The following is a 20,466-nucleotide window of genomic DNA, read 5'->3' on the forward strand; positions in this document are numbered from 1 at the left end:
CTAAACTATTTTATTAATAGAAGTACAAATGCTTCTGCAGAATCCTTTAATGCCAAAATTAAAGCTTTTAGAACGCAGTTCAGAGGCGTGAGAAACGTAAAATTCTTCCTCTATAGATTAACTACTATTTTTGCTTAATTCTAAAATCCCACAACTTTTGCTCTTGATCCTTGAAACCTTTGATGCTGTTGTTGTAGAAGATTAAAGGGAATCTAAATAATGGGTATACAACACAACCTAGTTATAATTGCAAAAAAAAGCCTCAAATTTCTTTGAGGCTTTTTGCAATTTTAGCGGTCTGGACGGGACTCGAACCCGCGACCTTCGCCGTGACAGGGCGACATTCTAACCAACTGAACTACCAGACCGTTGCTTTATTGCGAGTGCAAAGATACACGCCTTTTTAAATATCACAAACGTTTTTTGAGTTTTTTTTGTAAAATTTTTTATAAAAAATATTTTCAACTGATTTACAAGGTATTACAACTCGAAAAAAAGCATCAAAAATCAAGATTAATTAAGCAAATTTTTGACGTTCCACTAAATAGGTGGTTAAAACCGTATTGAAGTCCTTATTAATATCGGCTTCAACATACTTTATTTTATACTGTGCACACTTTAAACGCAAAGCTTCAAAATAGTTTTTCACGGTTTCCCTATAACTCTCTTTAACAGCATCGGCGTATAGATTAATGTACTCACCTGTTTCAACATCTATAAAACGTTTGGGCTTATTGTCAAAATCGAAGTCTTGTTCCCTTTTCTTATCCATCACATGAAAAAGCACCACTTCATGCTTATTGTATTTTAAATGCCTTAAAGCTTCAAACAACTTCGCTTCGTCTTCCGAAGCTTGAAACATATCAGTAAATAAAAAAATCATGGAACGCTTATGTATTTTCTCTGCAATTTCATGCAAATACTTATAAGTTTCGGTGGTTTTGTTTAATGGGTTTGATACAGCGACTTGATTTAACTGATCTAACAACATTTGATGATGCCGCTCACTCCCCTTCTCTGGCGCATAATAATCATATTGATTACTATACACGCTTAAACCAACCGCATCGCGCTGTTTTTTTAAAATCTGCATTAACGATGCTGCTGCTAAAACCGAAAACCCAATTTTATTCAAATCATCAAACGAAAAGCCATTCATTTTCGGATAATGCATCGAACTACTATTATCTATAATCATATGGCAACGCAAATTGGTCTCATCATCATAGCGTTTGGTATACAATTTTTCGGTTTTAGCGAATAATTTCCAATCGATATGGCGCGTGCTTTCTCCTTGATTATAAATTTTATGCTCAGCGAATTCGGCAGAAAACCCGTGAAACGGACTCTTATGCATGCCTGCAATAAACCCTTCAACCACTTGCTTGGCAAGAAGTTCAAGGTTTTTAAAACCAGCTGCTTTATTAAGTTCGTTTTGTAACATATAAGAAGAGCCCCTCCTAGCCTCCCCGAAGGGGAGGAACACTCGTGTGGAGCTACATGGTTTTTAATTTATTTTAAACGTTTATATTCTCAATATTTTATTAGGAATGAGTAAAAGTTCCCCCTTTTGGGGGTTAGGGGGCTTAGCTTGGTCTATCTCACCCCATCAACAATACCATAAGCCACAGATTCCTCGGCACCCATCCAATGGTCGCGATTAAAATCTTTCATTACCTTTTCAAAGGTTTGTCCGCAATTATCTGCTAAAATCTGAGCACTTAATTCTTTTGTAATCACAATTTCTTTAGCTGTAATTTCAATATCACTAGCTTGGCCGCGTGCGCCACCACTAGGCTGATGAATCATCACACGAGCATGAGGCTGAATAAAACGTTTGCCTTTAGCGCCTGCCGATAAAATAATCGAACCCATAGATGCTGCAAAGCCTGTGCAAATCGTAGACACCTCGCTGTTTAAAGATTTTATACAATCGTAAATAGCAAATCCAGCAGTTACATACCCACCTGGGCTATTAATATAAAGTTCAATATCGGCCGTACCTAAAGCATCTAAATACATCAACCTATCAATAACATGTTTAGCCGATTTATCGTCTACCTGGCCCCATAAAAACACTTTACGTTGTTCTATAAATTTGCTATCAATAGCATCTTGCACTTTTATCTTATCGCTCATTTTGAAATTAATTTTGTTCTAAAATAAAAAAAGGTTCGCCAAATAGACAAACCTTTTCAATAATCTTTATATAAATGGACTATAAAAGTGCATCTATAGCCTCTGTATAAGCATTTTTAGGCGCTACACCAACTTGTCTTCCAACCACTTCTCCGTTTTGAAAAACTAAAACTGTTGGAATATTACGTACACCATATTTAGCAGCAAATTCCTGATTAGCATCTACATCCAGCTTACCAACAACGGCTTTACCTTCGTATTCATCACTAATTTGCTCAATAATTGGTCCAACCATTCTACAAGGTCCACACCATGCAGCCCAAAAATCTACTAAAACTGGTTTATCACTTTTTAAAACCGTTTCCTCAAACGTTGCATCTGTTATTTCTAATGCCATAATTTTTATATTTAAATCTGTTTTACGTCTACTTAAAGTACAAAATTAGTCAAAAAAAACTCGAAAGCTTACAATCCTACAATTTGTTTTCCTTATAGCTCTATTGTTTCGCCCTATTTCTCATTATTTGGGCGCATAAACCAGGCTATCCACTATATCTTTTTTGTGCTTTTAAATAGTAACAACCTTTCAAAAAACAATTAACAAATCATCACTTTAGTTCCTTTTAACCGTTACAACTAGCACAAAAAAGGATGCCGTTTCTATCCTTTGCGCAATGCACAACTTCTATAAAATTAAGGATTATATTTTTACATATAACGCTTTTATTTCATGACCTCAAAAGTTTTTGTATATGAAACGTAGCGTGAAAATCCGCAAGGAATTTCCGCCGTAAACCGAAGATAGTAAATTTGCGAGGACTTTCCGCGAGGAAAGTCAGAAGCAATGAAATATAGCCGGTGTTACCTGCTGGTTTTTAATTCCGTTTGCTTTTTAAAAATCAGAAACATAGACCAAAGTAATAATATTCCAAAGCCTAGAAACATTGTTATTGCTTGGTATGAATTAAATAGACCAATCTTTATTTCTATAATTGGCGAAACAAAAAAGTAAATAACATTATATGTGATATGAGTAAAAATACTTAACCAAATATTTAGTGTTCTAAGATATACATAACCAATTATTAATCCACCAATAAAAGTTGTCAGGAAACCAGAATCACTAAATGTATGTGCAAGTCCAAAAATTAATGCTGAAATCCACAGAGCTTTCGAAAAACCTTTTGAATTGTAGATTTTTTGAGCAATTATCCTACGGCAATATAGTTCTTCTAATAAGGCCCAAACAATTATAAATACAACTAAAAGAATTGATTCAGATTTTGTTCGGTTAACTTCGCCAATCCATTCCCAATCCATTAATTTATAGCCTAGTAAAAGAACAAAATGGTTAAAGACGAAAAGACCAATAATCCCAACTGTAATAGGAAAGATATATTGAAGTTTGAAGTTTTGATTTTCTTTTTTTGGAAGTGAGCTTGGATTAAACTTAATTAAGAAAAGCGCAGCAATAATAATTGACAATATTTTAATAATCCTTATTGTCCAATAGTCAGTAAGTCCATATGAGAATTTAAATCCAAGAAGTAAAACAAGTAAACTTAAAAATAAATTTAGGTACAGGTTTTTAGTCATATTTCATTCAAAATTCGATTTATTTCGGGCTGATTTTTCAACTTGCAGGTAATAAGTTATATCAAACACATTAAACCCACAACATCAAGATAACTTAGTAATCTATAATTCAACTACTAAATTCCCTTTTTCACAGTATGAGATTCCTGCCTTCGCAGGAATTAGTTTAGCTTAAAACGTATGTGTTGCGATTCCAGTTCGCTAATTAGTTCCTGACTTACCCTTACTTTTTGTTTTCGACTCGGCATATTTAATTTCACTTTGTCTTTAGTGTCGTAAATCACAAAATTAAGCGCCTGATTTCCAGGGTGCATATTAAAAAGCTCTTTTAAAGCCATGATTTTAGGCGTGTCCAAATCGTTTATATCTACTTGAATAGACAGTTTTTTAGCATAATTTTCCATCACATCATGCAGCAACTGAAAGCTGTTAAACTGCAACCTCGGATCACTTTTCTTGCCGGTATCTTTATTCGTCCAGCCTTCGCGCACAAATGTTTTTACAAACACGAAATTATTATGCATTAAAAAGTGTCTGAATTTTAAATAATCTTCACCAAAAATTCTAAACTCATAACTATCATAATAATCTTCAATAGTAAATAATGCCCAACCTTTGCCTTGTTTACTCACACGATGTTGCACATCGGTAACCACACCACCAAAAACCAACTCACGATTTACATAAGGTTCTAGCGTATTAAACATGCCAACCGTAGCATTGCAAAAGGTTTTCATTTCGGTTTTAAAATCGTCTAGCGGATGCCCCGAAATATAAACCCCTACCACTTCACGCTCTTTGCTGAGCTTCTCCATAGTACCCCATGACTCGCATGGTGGCACTTCGGGTTCGGCAATTTGTACCTCACTAGCTTCGCCAAATAAACTAACTTGCGCCGAATTTTCATTTTCTTTATGCTTTTGGGCGTATTTTATAGCTTTTTCTAAAAAAGTAATACCATCGCCATCATCATGAAAAAACTGTGCACGATGTGTATCGGCCAAACCATCAAAACCACCAGCTAAAGCTAGGTTTTCAAAAGCCTTTTTATTGGCTGCTCTTAAATCAATTCGTTTGGCCAAATCGAATATGGATTTATAAGGGCCATCTTCTTTTCTGTTTTCAACAATAGTCATCACAGCTCCATGACCAACACCTTTTATGGCTCCCATTCCAAATCGAACGGCCCCATCTTTATTTACCGAAAACTTATAGTAACTCTCATTCACATCAGGCCCTAGTACATCAAGCTTCATACGCTTACATTCGTCCATGAAAAAGGTCACCTGCTTAATGTCATTCATATTATTTGAAAGCACCGCCGCCATATATTCGGCAGGATAATGCGCTTTACAATAAGCGGTTTGGTAAGCAATCCAAGCATAACAGGTGGAGTGCGATTTATTGAAGGCATAACTCGCAAAGGCTTCCCAGTCTTTCCAAACTTTCTCTAAAATTTTAGCATCATGTCCGTTCGCACTAGCTTGCTCGATAAACTTAGGTTTCATTTTATCAAGTACCGCAATTTGCTTTTTACCCATCGCCTTACGCAGTACATCGGCCTCACCCTTTGTAAACCCTGCAAGACTTTGAGACAGTAACATTACCTGCTCTTGATATACCGTAATACCATAAGTTTCCTTGAGGTACTCTTCCATGGCTGGTAAATCGTACTCAATCTCTTCATCGCCATGCTTTCTTCTAACAAAACTCGGGATATATTCCATTGGCCCCGGACGATACAAGGCATTCATGGCAATTAAGTCTTCAAAAACCGTAGGTTTTAAATCGCGAAGGTGTTTTTGCATACCGGGCGATTCGTACTGGAATACCCCAACTGTTTCACCACGTTGGAACAATTCGTATGTTTTCTCATCATCTAAAGGAAAACTATCGGGATCGAGCTCTATACCATGCTTGGCTTTTACAATTTTAACCGTATCCTTAATAAGCGTTAAGGTTTTCAGTCCCAAGAAATCCATTTTTAGCAGTCCCGCATCTTCCACCACCGAGTTATCAAACTGGGTGACATACAAATCGGAATCCTTAGCTAATGACACCGGAACGAACTTGGTAATATCGTCTGGCGTGATAATTACCCCACAGGCATGAATACCAGTATTTCTAACCGAACCTTCAAGAGTTCTTGCTAGATTTAAAGTTTCAGCTTGCAAATCGCTACCATCGGCAATATTTAAAAGCTCGTTTACTTTTTCTAATTCTTCAGCTCTAAATTTCTTTGCTAATTCCTTTTCATCCAAACCAAATATTTTATTCAGCTTAGACATATTCGGAATCAACTTGGCAATTCTATCGGCATCAAAAAGCGGTAAATCCAGTACACGTGCCGTATCTCGAATAGACGATTTTGCCGCCATGGTACCGTAAGTGATAATTTGTGCCACCTGATTGGAGCCGTATTTCTCAATCACATAATCCATAACACGGCTTCGACCTTCATCATCGAAATCAATATCGATATCGGGCATGCTCACACGATCGGGATTTAAGAAACGCTCAAAAAGCAGATCGTACTTCATGGGGTCAATATTGGTAATCCACAAGCAATAGGCCACCACCGACCCTGCTGCCGAACCACGGCCTGGCCCCACCGAAACATCCATATTTCGAGCCTCACGAATAAAGTCTTCAACAATTAAGAAATATCCCGGATACCCTGTGTTTTCAATAACACTTAACTCGAAATCGAGACGCTCAATAACTTCCTCCGAAAGAGGTTCGCCGTAACGTTTCTTAGCACCTTCATAAGTTAAATGTCTTAAAAAAGCATTTTCACCACGCTTACCACCATCAACTAAATCTTCATCATGCTTAAATTCCTCGGGAATATCAAAAGCTGGTAATAAAACATCACGTGCTAATTGATACGCTTCAACCTTATCTACAACCTCCTGCACATTAGAAATCGCTTCAGGAACATCCTTAAACAGCTGTTTCATTTCTTCGGAAGACTTAAAATAGTATTCCTGATTTGGCAATCCGAATCGGTACCCGCGTCCGCGACCAATTGGTGTCGCCTGCTTTTCACCATCTTTTACACAAAGTAAAATATCGTGCGCATTAGCATCTTTTTTATCTTGATAATACGTGTTGTTAGAAGCTACTAATTTAATGTCGTGTTTACGCGCCAGTTCTATAAGCGTAGGATTCACACGATTTTCATCTTCTTGATTGTGGCGCATGATCTCGACGTACAAATCGTCACCAAACTCTTCTTTCCACCACAAGAGCGCTTCTTCCGCTTGGTTTTCACCAACATTAAGCACTTTACTTGGCACCTCACCATATAAGTTTCCGGTGAGCACCATGACATCTTCTTTATATTGCTGAATTAATTTTTTATCAATTCTAGGCAAATAATAAAAACCATCTACAAAGGCATGCGAAGATAATTTGGCTAGATTATGATAGCCATTTTTATTTTTAGCGAGTAAGACAATTTGATACCCATTGTCTTTTCGCGTTTTATCTAAGTGATCTTCACAAACAAAAAACTCACAACCAATAATGGGTTTAATTTCTTTGGCCGTAACGGTTGCTCCCGTAGCTTCGGCTTCTTTAATTTTGGCTTGAACACCACTATTGTGTCGGTTTACCGCATTCACAAAGTGAAAAGCCCCCATCATATTAGCATGATCGGTTAAAGCCACAGCTGGCATGTTGTATTTTGCTGCTGCCGAAACAATATCGGCCACACCCATGGTTGATTGCAATACCGAAAACTGCGAGTGATTATGCAGATGCACAAAATCGACATCTGATAGCTCGGAAATATTTTGTTTGATTTCTTCGGAAGACACATCAACGGTTTGCGCCTTTTTGATGCGTTCCTGGATTTTAGCACTTTCCTTTTTAAGGTTGATATGCTTTAATCCGATTAGCTGGATTGGCTCTGGATTGGCCTTTTTATAATTCTCGAAATAATCGGGCTGAACGTCCAGTGCTTCTTTAGTGTATTCCTCTAAACGAATAAGCTCTAAAAAACAGCGGGTTGTCGCTTCCACATCGGCAGTCGCATTATGCGCTTCGGCAAATGGTTCGTTAAATAGAAACTCATGTAATTCGGTAAGCGTTGGGAGTTTAAATTTACCGTAGCGTCCACCGGGGATTTTACAAAGTTCGGCCGTATGCTCGGTACAAGTATCTAAAACAGGGAGCTCTTGCAAGTTATTTTCAACGGCCTCACGCACAAATTCGGCACCCATAATATTTAAATCGAACTTCACATTTTGTCCGACTACAAATTTTGTTTTCCCTAGGGCTTCATTAAATTTCTCTAAAACCTCAGCTAAAGACACGCCTTGCTCTTCGGCCAATTCGGTAGAAATACCATGAATTTTCTCGGCATCATAAGGAATATTAAAACCATCGGGTTTCACCAAATAATCTTGACTTTCAATACAGCGTCCCATCTCGTCATGCAGCTGCCATGCGATTTGAATACACCTTGGCCAATTATCGGTATCGGTTATGGGCGCATCCCAACGTTTTGGCAATCCGGTAGTTTCAGTATCGAAAATTAAGTACATATTCCCCTCTTAATCTCCCCAAAGGGAGTAATTAATATTTATTTTGTTGACGTGTTGTTTTTGGTTATTCGTGAATTTGTTTGGTTCGAATAACGAGCCTATAAAAATACGTAGAATTTACACTTTTAGAAAATGAACCGCTAAAAGTTGTAAACAAAAAAGCGATGCTTCCAGTATTACACTGAAAGCATCGCAATTAGCTCAATTTAGACTTGGTTATGAAGCCAATTCTGCATGAACTTTTTCTAAATTAATAGCCGCTTGAATGGCGTTTCTCTGATTGTTTAACATGATATCAATACTTGGCGGCATATTACGATCTTTTAAAATCTCATCATATTCATTAAGACTTTCCTTTTCTCCACGAATAACCTCTTCTAAAACAACTTCTACATCGTTAGACATTAATAAGGTTTTTAAAACCACCCAATTTCTATGCACTGCACCTTTAAAGGTTCCGCCGTCTTTTGGAATTTGTCCGTGCTTTAAAATCTCAAGTCGTAAAGCTTTGGCAAAATCACCACGTTCAATCGCTCTTTTTTTAAAGAACATTTTCAGTCTTGGGTTATCTACAGTTTCGGCTGCATTCAAATACCCTTTTTCGGCATCATAATTCTTGATTAATAATTCGTTTAATTTATTTGAAATTTTCTCTGTGTACTTCATAATAGCTCTGTCATTTTAAATTTCAATAACTTCTTTTAAGATGTGTATTGTTTCACATCGTATACCTCAATATACCTTGAAAACTGTGTATTTACAAAGGATTAACAAACTTTACCACAGTTTTAAGAGCCCTTAACAAAATAGTCATCACAATTAAGATAAATTATCATAATTTAGTAGATTAAAATTTAACACATGAATTACAAATACCTTATTTTATTAGTATTAGCCGTTTTTTCAACAAAAATGCAGGCTCAAAACATACCGCTTTACGTAGGCACATACACCAATGAAGATGCCGAAGGGGTATACCAACTTCAATTTAACACCGAAACAGGTACGTTAAGTCAACAAAAATTAGCCATTAAAATTGACAACCCATCATTTATCGAATATTCCCCAGATCGTAAATATTTATACTCCACCAACCCTACTGGAGAAGGTTTTGTATCATCATACACGGTGAATGAAGATGGTTCTTTAACACTATTAACGCGTGTACGCAGTTACGGAAAACTACCATGCCACATTGCTTTAAACGAAGCTGGTAATAAAGCTGTAGTTTCAAATTATCTTGGCGGAACCGTTTCTATTTACTCTATTAATAAAGATGGTAGTTTAGACGATGCCTCTCAAGTTTTCGACCAAAACTCTGAAAAAGCAAAATCGCATGCACATTCGGCACAATTTTATAAAGACGATTTATTTGTAGCCGATTTAGGAAGAAATTCTGTTTTTCAATATGAATTAAAAAAAGGGGAATACAAACTTGAAACCGATGCCATAGTAAAAACAAAAGACAATCCTGGTCCGAGACATTTTACAATGACCAAAGACGGTGAATTCATGTACATTATTAACGAACTAGGAAGCAGCGTAACTTCAGTAAAAAGAAACAACAGTAAGTTTAAAGAAATTGATTTCGATTCTACCCTAGCGGAAGACTATAAAGGTAAAAATGCATCGGCTGATATTCATTTATCAAAAGATGAAAAGTTTCTATATGCAACAAACCGTGGTGAAAATGCGGTGGCAGTTTTTAAAAGAAACCTTAAAAAAGGGACTATTGAAAAAATCCAGAATATCTCTGTTCACGGCGATTGGCCAAGAAATTTCACCATAGACCCTACAGGAAAATTTCTTATTGTAGCAAACCGCAGAAGCAACAATCTAGCCGTTTTTAAAATAAACCAATCTACAGGCGAGCTAACTTTTTTACAAGACCACAAAACACCAACGCCAGTTTGCTTACTTTTTTAATTTTCAACCACAATAAACCACTGAAAATTAAAAAAATATAGTATCTTTGCGCCCTCATTAATAATCGAGGTCGAGAACCTCAAATAATTAATTATTATGCCTGTAAAAATTAGATTACAAAGACACGGTAAAAAAGGAAAACCTTTTTACTGGATCGTAGCAGCTGATGCTCGCGCGAAAAGAGATGGTAAATACTTAGAGAAATTAGGTATCTACAATCCAAACACAAATCCTGCAACTGTTGAATTAAACGTTGACGGAGCTGTACAGTGGTTACAGAATGGTGCACAACCAACTGACACTGCAAAAAACCTTTTATCTGAAAAAGGTGCTTTACTAAAAAATCACCTTGCTGGTGGTGTTAGAAAAGGCGCTTTAACTGAAGAGCAAGCAGAAGCTAAATTTACTGCTTGGTTAGAAGAAAAAACAGGTAAAATTCAAGCTAAAGTTGATGGTTTATCTGAAGCGCAAGCTAAAGCTAAAGCTGAAGCCTTAGAAGCTGAAAAAGCAGTTAACGCTGCAAGAATCGCTGCCGCTGCTCCTGTAGTAGAGGAAGAGGTTGCTGAAGAAGCTCCTGCCGCTGAAGCAGAAGCATCTAACGAAGAAGAATAAAAAAACAAATTTTTTATACTTTTAAACTCCGATAATTCGTTATCGGAGTTTTTTGTTTAATAATAACTCTAAGAGTTATTATTAAACATTCCCGCGAAGGTGGGAATCTCTATAGTATATATTATAAAGTTTTCCTAGTGAGCGGAAATCTATTAGACTCTAGAATTATTTTTGAAAAGATTCCCACCTACGTGGGAATGATAAAACCTGTTTTCAATGACAAAAGAAGATTGTTTCTATTTAGGTAAAATTGTAAAAAAATACAGTTTTAAAGGTGAAGTTTTGGCAAAACTAGACACCGACCAACCCGAAATTTACGAAAACTTAGATGCTATTTTTTTAGATTTAAGAACAAACCTCATTCCATTTTTTGTTGAAAGTTCACAATTACACAAATCGGAATTACTGCGTATAAAGTTTGAAGACGTAGACTCTGAAGCCGATGCCGACGCCATAATGAAGAGCGATTTGTACTTACCTTTAGATTTACTACCAAAACTAGAAGGCAACAAATTCTATTTTCACGAAGTGATTGGTTTTACTATTGAAGACATTAATTTTGGAACAGTAGGCACTATTAAAGCCATTAACGACTCGACTGCACAAGCGCTTTTTGAAATTGATAGAGATGGTGTGGAAATATTAATTCCAATGAATGATGAGTTTATTGTGAAAGTAGACCGCAGCAATAAAACCATATTAGTTGAAACGCCAGAAGGCTTAATCGACTTATATTTAGAATAGAAATAGGCTGTCTGAAAATTTTAAACCCGCCATTCTGAATCAAATTCAAAATGACGAAAGCACTTTTCAGACAGCCTATTTTATTTTTTAGTACAATTCTATTTTCAAGCGTAAGCCACTAAGTCTTGCCGATCTATGGCATCCATAGCTTCTTGAATGCTATCGCGATGCTTCATTAACAGTTTACAGGTTGATAAAGGCAAACTTAAAGCCCTTAGTGAATCGTTATACTTATTTATAGTTAAAGCTTGCATCTCACGAACCTCGTGAACCAAGTTTCCTTCGTCTTCATTAAATAAAACAAAGTTTCTAATATTCATCCAAAACTTATAAAATTCGGTACTTAAGCGACCTTCATATTTGTATCCGCCACCAAGATTGATAATTTCAAGTTTTATATCACGGCAAAATTCATTTCGTTGAATACCTTTTTCACGAAAAAAGCTCTTTAAACCTTCATCTGAAACTTTACTAATTAACTCTAAATAAATTTTTTCAACCTCCGTATTCATAATAAGAAGGCCATTTAAATTATCTAAAAATTTCTTGTTGTTTTTCATAGCTATTAATATTTAAGTTCAAAACAACCATAGAGTTAGGGAGAGCGTACAGTTGTTCTAGAACAAAAATAAAGATGAAGAATTGCGTTTCTATTTATTTAACAGAGTTTAGCTAATTTTAAGACTTTTTAACGGGTTAATTAATACAAAATCTTGTTCTGTTAACATATTAAACGGTTTTTAAACCCCTCTTTTTCATTTTATTAACATTTAAATTATATGAAAAATATTGAGTTGAAATTTAATTTTACCGAAATAAAAAACAATATTCACTAGTTTTACAACTCAAAATAAAACCATGTCCAATAAGCCATTTACATTTAAGCAGTTTAAAGTTAACCAAGACCAATGTGCTATGAAAATTGGTACCGATGCCGTTTTACTTGGCGCTTGGGCACCAATAGACCACAAACCCTTTTCGGTATTAGATATAGGTGCTGGCACAGGCGTTTTAAGCTTAATGCTTGCCCAAAGATGCCAGGCCGAAATAGTAGATGCCTTAGAAATAGATGATGCAGCTTACGAACAATGTGTTGATAATTTTGAACAATCCCATTGGGGCGATCGGCTTTTTTGTTACCATGCTGCTTTAGAAGAATTTGTTGATGAAATTGAAGACACTTACAATTTAATAGTCTGCAATCCGCCGTTTTATGCCGAAGATTACAAAACACAAAGTACCCCAAGAGATTTGGCGCGGTTTCAAGATGCTTTACCTTTTAAACATTTGGTTGAAGGCGCTTCCAAACTTCTTTCAAAACAGGGTGTTTTTTCGGTTATTATACCTTATAAAGAAGAGGCCCTTTTTATCGCATTAGCTTCAGAAGTAAATCTTTATCCGAATAAAAAACTTCACATTAAAGGCAACCCTTCTTCGGAAATAAAACGAAGCTTAATCGCCTTTTCTTTCCGCGAAAGCGCTATAGATTCCAGTGTGATGATTATTGAAAATGACAGACACGACTACACGGAAGATTACATAAACTTAACAAAAGATTTCTATTTAAAGATGTAATAAAATCGGCTAAAAATGATTAAATTTGAGTGGAACAATGTCTGTTTTATTAATTATTAGGCATTTTCTATAAAACCCTCTTTTTTAATTTCGTCTTTATGCGTCCAGATTTATTTGAAGCTCCAGATTACTACAACCTAGACGAATTATTAACCGATGAGCATAAATTAGTTCGCGATACCGCCCGAAAATGGGTAAAACGTGAGGTTTCCCCAATTATTGAAGATTATGCACAAAAGGCCGAATTCCCTAAGCAAATTATTAAAGGCTTAGCCGAAATAGGCGCCTTTGGATCGTACATTCCTTTAGAATATGGTGGCGCTGGATTAGACCAAATCTCTTACGGTTTAATAATGCAGGAAATTGAACGTGGTGATTCTGGCATTAGAAGCACTGCTTCTGTACAATCTTCGCTAGTCATGTATCCCATTTGGAAATATGGCAACGAAGCGCAACGCAAAAAATATTTACCCAAACTTGCCAATGGTGAATGGATAGGATGCTTTGGGCTAACCGAGCCCGACCATGGAAGCAACCCAAGCGGCATGGTTACAAATTTTAAAGACCAAGGCGATCACTATTTACTAAATGGTGCCAAAATGTGGATTAGCAATGCGCCTTTTGCACAAATAGCCATTGTTTGGGCCAAAGATGAAAACGGACGCATTCACGGCTTAATTGTGGAGCGTGGCATGGAAGGGTTTTCAACACCAGAAACACATAATAAATGGTCGTTACGGGCCTCATCCACTGGCGAACTCATATTTGATAACGTTAAAGTCCCAAAAGAAAACCTATTACCCAATAAATCGGGATTAGGCGCACCACTTGGTTGTTTAGATTCTGCCAGATACGGCATTGCTTGGGGCGCCATTGGAGCAGCTATGGATTGCTACGATACGGCTTTAAGATACAGCAAAGAGCGTACACAGTTTGGAAAACCGATTGGGCAGTTTCAATTGCAACAAAAAAAACTTGCCGAGATGATTACCGAAATTACTAAAGCCCAACTTTTAACCTGGCGTTTAGGGGTTTTAAAAAATGAAGGCAAAGCCACATCGGCACAAATATCGATGGCCAAAAGAAACAACGTAGACATGGCCATTACCATCGCTAGAGAGGCACGACAAATATTAGGTGGCATGGGCATTACTGGTGAATATGCCATTATGAGGCATGCCATGAATTTAGAGAGTGTTATTACCTACGAAGGCACTCACGACATACATTTATTAATTACAGGATTAGATATTACAGGATTAAATGCTTTTAAATAAATACTACTCCTGCGAACTTCTTGCTTATAAATTACTACTTCTTAAATTAATTTTAAAACTCAAACGTTTTCGGTAAAATATTTAATGAAAATTATTTAGAAGACTGACTTTTGACAGCTTTTATAAGGTTTTTACAGCATAAATTTGTTAATAAATAAGAGAAGATTACACATAATTAACTTATTATTATCATGCAAGAAGAATCAAGAAAAGACATTATCCAGTTTACAAACTTACAACTAGCTTCATTATGGCTACCAACGTTTAAGGACAAACCGGATAGTCCAGTTAAATTTTGCAATCCAAAATTTGAAGAATTAACAAGAGGAATGGTAAAGCATGTACAAGCTAACTCCAGACTTTTAGCAACACATCATGCTCCTGTAGATTCCCGTATTCAAAATTTTTTAAATGACTATTTAAAAGATATTGACACAGGAAAATCATACGTTATTCCAAACAACACCCTTATTCTTTCTAGAAAAGGACAAGCAAGAGAAGTTAGTTTACCACCAGATGGCGATTCTTTTGAAAGCAACATGGTAACTTCAAAAAGAATTAAACAAGGCATTCTAAACAATCCTTTGCATGATAAAAGAACAACGAAAGGCACCTTTCATATTGTTGAAGGGCCACTTCCTGTACCTTTAGATAAAAAAGAAGTGCCTAAAGTGGTTTTTGCACACTTTTTAAATGCGGCATTTAATCCTTCGGATGAATTAAAAAATTTACCATTCACATCAAGTCAGCCGGAAAATGAGCAAGCCAAAACTTTAGTGTCTATGATGCTAAGACCGGTGGTTTGTCCGGAAGTTAAAGGTGTGATTTCAGAGAAATCTTTAGAAGTACGTTTCTTCGCTCCAGGAAGCCTTGTGAGTAATTTAGATTTTGTGGAATCTATCTTTGGTAATGCTGGCGATCCGCACTTAGCTTTAAATGATGCTGCTTTAGACACCGAACACTGGACAGGTCATACAGGTTGTATTATTTTGGCGCCTCAATTATTAAAACTTAAAAAGAAAGATTTAGGCTTGCCACATATTGATGATGCTACCGAGCGTCAGAAAAACGACGGTATGTGCTGGACCAATGAAGATGAACTGTACAATGATGGTGGTGCTTTTAAAATTACCTGTAGAGACGATCGTGGTGTAGTTGTTACCATTATTGCCGACAACTACTACGGCTATTCTAAAAAAGAAATAAAAACCCAAATAAGCTACTCGGCCAACCTTTATGGTTTGGTTGAAGAAGAGCATGCTGGTGGGGCTATTGCCTTTGCTAGACGTGTTATGGGAAGTACTTTAGATGGTAGAGATTACACCGAATTCCATCACAACAAACACAGTTTTGAAGATGTAAAAAGCATATTAGGTGATCGCATCGAGGTACAACCAGAAAACTATGCGATTGATAAAAAGTATCCTAATATTATATACATTCCTGAATCTGCTTACGTAAACACCAACACGAATAGTATCACTTGGGAGCACAACGGAAAGGAAGAAAAGTTAATTCTTTCGCCTCGTAAAACCTACGTGCACCCTACAGGAAATAAATTTAGACTTGAAAAACATCAATCTGTAGATTTATGGCGTATTGTAGACACGTTTGCAGAAGGTATTTTTTGCCACAAACCATGTACGGTTTCTGGAGGTGGAAAATCGGAGATTTCAAAATCGATGCAAAACGCGATTACCTATAGCACGTTTAACATTCAGGATATTGAAGAAGATTTCAAAAAAGCAGACGAAATCATTGAGTTTGATTACACCACACGTTGGAAAGTAAAAGACCCAAACAGACCAAAATCGAGATCGTTTTTAAGTGAAGAAAGATCTTTAAGTTCTGCAGTGAAACTGCTAACACCTTCTGATGAAAATTCGGATGAGTACAACAAAATGTTGGAAGAAATTCCAGTTCATATCAGATCGTTAGTATTGTTTGTAAAACGTTTATACAGACAAGCACGTGGGGTTTTAAACTGGAAAGATTACATGTCGGTTGAAATAATTAACGGCGAAAACGGTACCGGACTTTTACACAACAACACCCCTGTAGTTGGTAGTTATGTACGTATTGGATTTAATCAAAAAGGAAACTGGTTACTTAATAAATTAAGATCTGACTTTTCACCTTGTGAAAAAATTCAAACCGAAGATGATATTACAGCTTCAATTACTTTGCCAAGAGAAGACTTTAAAAATTTAAACCCAGAGTTTAAAAACAAAAGTTTAAAAGTGGTTACCAACTGTGAGGCACATCTATTCCAAAGACCTGATGAAGCTGTTGTGAGAGGTTATGATAAAAATGCTGAGTTAGATATTGTTAGTGATGGTCGTTTTTTAACAAACTATGAGTTACTAAAAAAACAAGACGCTATCGATATTTATAACGACACGATTCATTTCGATAAATACACGCAGCCTGTAAAAGATTTCATTACAGAAATTGTAAACAGTCCGAAGGAAGAAGAATATTTCGTATTACCATCGCATACTAGAATTGTAAACGGTGAACCTACGAAAAACCCACGTTATTTAGAGCCTAATGTAAACGTGAGCGAAACTGAAGCGACTTATTTAGCTGAAGTTGGTGTACGTTTAGTTAGAAAAATAAAATCTGAAGACCCTGTAATTAACGTTGTAAACGCTGTTTTACCTGGTAGACGTAACAACCCTGCTGATAAAAAGGCTGGAATACGTGCGTTGGCGGTGTACAACCCAATTCATTACCAAGAAACTCCAGAATTGTTCATGGACTTTATTTGTAGTTTAACAGGTAAATCACCATCAACTACTGGTACAGGTTCTGAAGGTGCTTTAACTAAAGGGCCATTTAACATGTTAACCCCAACAACCGATTTAAACAATGCGTTATTATCGCATATTTTAACCGAATCGGATGCCTTTAGTACGGCTGCTGGTTATGTTGGAGGTAATAATCAAGTAGACCATGACATTAGTTTACTTATCCCGGAAATTTGGGCGCGTTTAGAACCCTCTGACCGTGATCCTAAAAAATTAATTGAAACAGGTTGTTTAGAAAAAATAGATGATTTTGAATATAACGGAGAAACTATTTTAGCTAGCCGTTTAGGGTATAGAATTACTAAACAGTTTTCTCACTTATGTTTAAACCGTTTATTTGACGAGCCTACTGCTGTTTTTAACGAAGAAATGTTAAAACCAGAATTACAAGGCATGGAAGATTATGTTGATGGTATTAAAAACATCGTTGAAGCCCAAGAAAAAGTAGCTTTACGTTATTTTGAAGACGGAAGTATTGAAGCTGCCATTCCACCATTAAAAGTATTAATACACATGATGGCTTACGGAAATTACGAAGGGAAAACCATGGACGATCCTGAATTGAGAAAGTTATTTGATAGAGACTACGTATTAAATAGTGACTGGTACAAAGAAAGACTGAAATTAAAACAACAAAAGGACATTCAGTTTTACGCCAATCAAATTGCTTATTTAGAAACGTTTGTTACTAACCCTAACAACACGAATATTGCGTCTGAAATGCATATTCAAGAGCGATTAGATCACGTAAAAGATCAATATAACGAAGTTAGTTCTGAAGCTTACTTAAACAGTTTAGCAGGTACCATTGGAGCCGATCCGTTGTGTAGAAAGTAAATTTAAACACTTATTGAACACCTTAAAAAGCCACCAAAATTTTGGTGGCTTTTTTATTTATAAAACCCCAAATGTTTAGAACAAAATATTTCCATTGATACTTACCCACCTCTAAACCTGTACTATATTGTCAATTACATTTAAAATTCATTCATTTTAAAACATTTATTTTTAGTTTCATTGATAATAAAATAAATTGCTCTAAGTAAATTTTTCAACGCCAACTAAAAATAAAATTCATGAATCGTATAAAGACGCTCTTATTTGTAATAATCATGCTTAACATGACACAAATTTCAGCACAAAACACACTTGATCGAATTTCAGTAAAGGCTAATAGTTTTATTTCAAAAAATGGTAAAAAAGTTGTTTTTAGAGGATTAAACACCAGCGATCCTGCAAAATTAGTAAATCAAAATCACTGGAATAAAGCCTATTTCACCGAAATAAAACATTGGGGCGCAAATATTGTTCGCTTTCCCGTACATCCAACAGCATGGACGAAATTAGGCAAAGAGAAATATTTAAAGCTTCTAGACGATGGTATAAAATGGGCAACCGAACTTAACCTATATGTAATTATCGATTGGCATAGCATTGGAAATCTACAAACCGAAATGTACCAAAGTGACATGTACGACACAACTTTAAAACAAACCTACGATTTTTGGCGTACCATCGCTGTAAAATACGGCGCAAACACAACGGTAGCATTCTACGAACTTTTTAACGAACCAACCACTTACAATAACACTTTAGGCACCGCAAGTTGGGACAAATGGAAAGCCATTAACGAAGAATTAATTACTATAATTCGCGCCAATAAAGGCGAAGGCATCCCTTTAGTTGCTGGCTTCAATTGGGCATACGACTTAACGCCTGTACTTGAAAACCCTATTAACGCCGAAGGCATCGCCTATGTAAGTCATCCGTATCCAGAGAAAAGAGAAAAACCTTGGGAAGCACAGTGGACAAAAGACTGGGGATTTATTAAAGACAACTACCCTTTAATACTTACTGAAATTGGTTTTTGCGGCCCAGAAGATCCAGGCGCACACAGCCCTGTGATAAGCGACGAATCTTACGGTGATGCCATTACAAATTATGCCGATGAAAAAGAAATCTCTTATGTTGTTTGGGTTTTCGATCCGGAATGGGCACCGCGTTTATTTGAAGATTGGAATTACAAACCTTCACGACATGGTAAATACTTCAAAAAGAAACTTCAAAGTTATGCTTCCGATAAATAATTCAGTTTAAATCAAATACCATTTTAATGAATCTAAATTATATTTCCATACTTCTTATTGCTTTGCTTTTTAATTGTAGAGAAGCTTCAACAACTGCAGAAAGTACTGAAACAGACAAAACAACCCCAACAAAATATGAAGCAAACAACGAAAACTTTCAATATTTTGGAAGACATGAATTCTTAGAAAAAAAAGTGGCTCTAATTTCTCCAGCTGCTTACGTTAGTATAAATTTTGAAGGTGATGTTTGCCATGTTTATTTACAAGCGGAACAAGTGCCATACAACTATGTGTCTTTCGAATTGGATGGCAAATATTTAGGACGCATAAAAATTGACAGCCAGGCAATGAAACCTTATAAAATTGAGGTGCCTTCAAATTCAAAACAGCACCATTTAAGAATTTTTAAAGAATCTGAAGTCTTCAACGGACCAGTTCTTTTTGAAGGTATTCAAGTAGTATCTGTTCTACCAAAAAGTAAAGACGCCAAATACTACATCGAATTTATTGGCGACTCCATAACCTGTGGTGCCGCTTCCGATGGTAGCACAACCCCTTGTGATGAAGGTGAGTATTTCGATCATGAAAACGCATATTATTCTTATGGAAGCAACGTTTCAAAAGCCTTAAATGCCAATTTTGCGCTTAGCTCGGTTTCAGGAATAGGCATGTATAGAAATTGGAATGATGAAAACAGTGAAGAACCCATTATGCCTGAGGTATATGAGAATTTATATCTAAATAAAAATCAATCAAAAAAATACGATTTCAAAAAGCAACCTGATATTGTTAGCATAGGTTTAGGCACAAACGATTTTTCTAACGGCGATGGTATAAAACCACGTCTTCCTTTTAACGAAGCCAAATATATTTCCAACTACATCGCATTTATAAAGACGGTGTACAGCAAGTATCCCGATACACAAATTGTATTACTAAACAGCCCAATGATTGGCGGAAACGACAATAAACGTCTTGTTTCCTACCTTAAAGAAGTGCAATCGCATTTCACTTCAAAAGCAAAAAAACCAGTTATTTTTGAGTTTCAACAAACATACATGAACGGCTGTGCATACCACCCAAGTGTTAACGAACACAAAACCATGGCAAGCAATCTAACCCCTTTCTTAAAAAATCTACTTGATTAAAT

16 protein-coding genes and 1 tRNA gene are annotated in these 20,466 nt (G+C 36.1%); 9 read left to right on the plus strand and 8 right to left on the minus strand.

What is annotated here, in order from left to right; all coding sequences use genetic code 11:
• A partial coding sequence (locus H6X70_RS06330; protein ID WP_194765898.1) for a transposase occupies positions 1-138 on the plus strand: 138 nt, incomplete at its 5' end.
• A gap of 156 nt (positions 139-294) precedes the next feature.
• Here H6X70_RS06330 and H6X70_RS06335 read toward each other — a convergent pair.
• From H6X70_RS06335 to H6X70_RS06365, 7 genes are all read right to left on the minus strand, one after another.
• Positions 295-368: transfer RNA gene (locus H6X70_RS06335), tRNA-Asp, on the minus strand.
• A 149-nt stretch (positions 369-517) separates the two neighbouring features.
• On the minus strand, positions 518-1,444 hold the full coding sequence (locus tag H6X70_RS06340) for a DUF58 domain-containing protein (protein ID WP_194766838.1): 927 nt from the start codon (positions 1,442-1,444) through the stop codon (positions 518-520).
• A 152-nt stretch (positions 1,445-1,596) separates the two neighbouring features.
• Positions 1,597-2,139, minus strand: a complete 543-nt coding sequence (locus H6X70_RS06345; RefSeq protein WP_194766839.1) for a ClpP family protease — start codon at positions 2,137-2,139, stop codon at positions 1,597-1,599.
• A 79-nt stretch (positions 2,140-2,218) separates the two neighbouring features.
• On the minus strand, positions 2,219-2,536 hold the full coding sequence (trxA, locus tag H6X70_RS06350) for a thioredoxin (RefSeq protein WP_194766840.1): 318 nt from the start codon (positions 2,534-2,536) through the stop codon (positions 2,219-2,221).
• A 464-nt stretch (positions 2,537-3,000) separates the two neighbouring features.
• Positions 3,001-3,735 carry a CPBP family intramembrane glutamic endopeptidase gene (locus H6X70_RS06355; RefSeq protein WP_194766841.1) on the minus strand — a complete coding sequence of 245 codons (735 nt, stop codon included), beginning with the start codon at positions 3,733-3,735 and terminating at the stop codon, positions 3,001-3,003.
• Positions 3,736-3,896: 161 nt separating this feature from the next.
• Positions 3,897-8,285 (minus strand): DNA polymerase III subunit alpha, encoded by a 4,389-nt coding sequence (dnaE, locus tag H6X70_RS06360; RefSeq protein ID WP_194766842.1) that lies wholly within the window; start codon positions 8,283-8,285, stop codon positions 3,897-3,899.
• A gap of 216 nt (positions 8,286-8,501) precedes the next feature.
• A complete protein-coding gene (locus H6X70_RS06365) occupies positions 8,502-8,951 on the minus strand; it encodes a ferritin-like domain-containing protein (RefSeq protein WP_194766843.1) in 450 nt (149 codons plus the stop codon).
• 195 nt (positions 8,952-9,146) lie between these two features.
• On the opposite strand from H6X70_RS06365, the gene H6X70_RS06370 reads away from it, so the two are divergent.
• The 3 genes from H6X70_RS06370 (at position 9,147) to rimM (ending at position 11,567) form a co-directional block, all read left to right on the plus strand.
• Positions 9,147-10,211 (plus strand): lactonase family protein, encoded by a 1,065-nt coding sequence (locus H6X70_RS06370; protein WP_194766844.1) that lies wholly within the window; start codon positions 9,147-9,149, stop codon positions 10,209-10,211.
• 96 nt (positions 10,212-10,307) lie between these two features.
• The gene (locus tag H6X70_RS06375) at positions 10,308-10,823 is read left to right on the plus strand and encodes a 30S ribosomal protein S16 (RefSeq protein ID WP_194766845.1); all 516 of its coding nucleotides are present in this window, start codon (positions 10,308-10,310) and stop codon (positions 10,821-10,823) included.
• Between the two features lie 216 nt (positions 10,824-11,039).
• Positions 11,040-11,567, plus strand: a complete 528-nt coding sequence (gene rimM / locus H6X70_RS06380) for a ribosome maturation factor RimM (RefSeq protein ID WP_194766846.1) — start codon at positions 11,040-11,042, stop codon at positions 11,565-11,567.
• A gap of 104 nt (positions 11,568-11,671) precedes the next feature.
• Here rimM and H6X70_RS06385 read toward each other — a convergent pair whose 3' ends face one another.
• Positions 11,672-12,127 (minus strand): DUF2383 domain-containing protein, encoded by a 456-nt coding sequence (locus H6X70_RS06385; protein WP_194766847.1) that lies wholly within the window; start codon positions 12,125-12,127, stop codon positions 11,672-11,674.
• Positions 12,128-12,425: 298 nt separating this feature from the next.
• On the opposite strand from H6X70_RS06385, the gene H6X70_RS06390 reads away from it, so the two are divergent.
• The 5 genes from H6X70_RS06390 to H6X70_RS06410 all read left to right on the plus strand — a co-directional run bounded on the left by H6X70_RS06390 (position 12,426) and on the right by H6X70_RS06410 (position 20,464).
• Complete coding sequence (locus H6X70_RS06390) at positions 12,426-13,142, plus strand: tRNA1(Val) (adenine(37)-N6)-methyltransferase (RefSeq protein WP_194766848.1); 717 nt, start codon at positions 12,426-12,428, stop codon at positions 13,140-13,142.
• A gap of 98 nt (positions 13,143-13,240) precedes the next feature.
• Positions 13,241-14,419: an acyl-CoA dehydrogenase family protein gene (locus tag H6X70_RS06395; RefSeq protein ID WP_194766849.1), complete on the plus strand. Its 1,179-nt coding sequence runs from the start codon at positions 13,241-13,243 to the stop codon at positions 14,417-14,419.
• Between the two features lie 191 nt (positions 14,420-14,610).
• A complete protein-coding gene (locus tag H6X70_RS06400; protein WP_194766850.1) occupies positions 14,611-18,066 on the plus strand; it encodes a hypothetical protein in 3,456 nt (1,151 codons plus the stop codon).
• 239 nt (positions 18,067-18,305) lie between these two features.
• The gene (locus tag H6X70_RS06405) at positions 18,306-19,316 is read left to right on the plus strand and encodes a glycoside hydrolase family 5 protein (protein ID WP_194766851.1); all 1,011 of its coding nucleotides are present in this window, start codon (positions 18,306-18,308) and stop codon (positions 19,314-19,316) included.
• Between the two features lie 26 nt (positions 19,317-19,342).
• Positions 19,343-20,464: an SGNH/GDSL hydrolase family protein gene (locus H6X70_RS06410; protein ID WP_194766852.1), complete on the plus strand. Its 1,122-nt coding sequence runs from the start codon at positions 19,343-19,345 to the stop codon at positions 20,462-20,464.
• Positions 20,465-20,466: the final 2 nt, after the last annotated feature.

This window comes from Tamlana sp. I1 (assembly GCF_015355625.1).
Taxonomy (GTDB): domain Bacteria; phylum Bacteroidota; class Bacteroidia; order Flavobacteriales; family Flavobacteriaceae; genus Pseudotamlana.

Excerpts from the sequence above, each read along its gene's own strand:
- H6X70_RS06345 (WP_194766839.1), bottom strand. The coding sequence starts at position 2,139 with ATGAGCGATAAGATAAAAGTGCAAGATGCTATTGATAGCAAATTTATA.
- H6X70_RS06410 (WP_194766852.1), top strand. The coding sequence starts at position 19,343 with ATGAATCTAAATTATATTTCCATACTTCTTATTGCTTTGCTTTTTAAT.
- H6X70_RS06375 (WP_194766845.1), top strand. The coding sequence starts at position 10,308 with ATGCCTGTAAAAATTAGATTACAAAGACACGGTAAAAAAGGAAAACCT.
- H6X70_RS06355 (WP_194766841.1), bottom strand. The coding sequence starts at position 3,735 with ATGACTAAAAACCTGTACCTAAATTTATTTTTAAGTTTACTTGTTTTA.
- H6X70_RS06385 (WP_194766847.1), bottom strand. The coding sequence starts at position 12,127 with ATGAAAAACAACAAGAAATTTTTAGATAATTTAAATGGCCTTCTTATT.
- H6X70_RS06395 (WP_194766849.1), top strand. The coding sequence starts at position 13,241 with ATGCGTCCAGATTTATTTGAAGCTCCAGATTACTACAACCTAGACGAA.
- rimM (WP_194766846.1), top strand. The coding sequence starts at position 11,040 with ATGACAAAAGAAGATTGTTTCTATTTAGGTAAAATTGTAAAAAAATAC.
- H6X70_RS06400 (WP_194766850.1), top strand. The coding sequence starts at position 14,611 with ATGCAAGAAGAATCAAGAAAAGACATTATCCAGTTTACAAACTTACAA.
- H6X70_RS06370 (WP_194766844.1), top strand. The coding sequence starts at position 9,147 with ATGAATTACAAATACCTTATTTTATTAGTATTAGCCGTTTTTTCAACA.
- H6X70_RS06340 (WP_194766838.1), bottom strand. The coding sequence starts at position 1,444 with ATGTTACAAAACGAACTTAATAAAGCAGCTGGTTTTAAAAACCTTGAA.
- trxA (WP_194766840.1), bottom strand. The coding sequence starts at position 2,536 with ATGGCATTAGAAATAACAGATGCAACGTTTGAGGAAACGGTTTTAAAA.
- H6X70_RS06405 (WP_194766851.1), top strand. The coding sequence starts at position 18,306 with ATGAATCGTATAAAGACGCTCTTATTTGTAATAATCATGCTTAACATG.
- H6X70_RS06365 (WP_194766843.1), bottom strand. The coding sequence starts at position 8,951 with ATGAAGTACACAGAGAAAATTTCAAATAAATTAAACGAATTATTAATC.
- H6X70_RS06390 (WP_194766848.1), top strand. The coding sequence starts at position 12,426 with ATGTCCAATAAGCCATTTACATTTAAGCAGTTTAAAGTTAACCAAGAC.
- dnaE (WP_194766842.1), bottom strand. The coding sequence starts at position 8,285 with ATGTACTTAATTTTCGATACTGAAACTACCGGATTGCCAAAACGTTGG.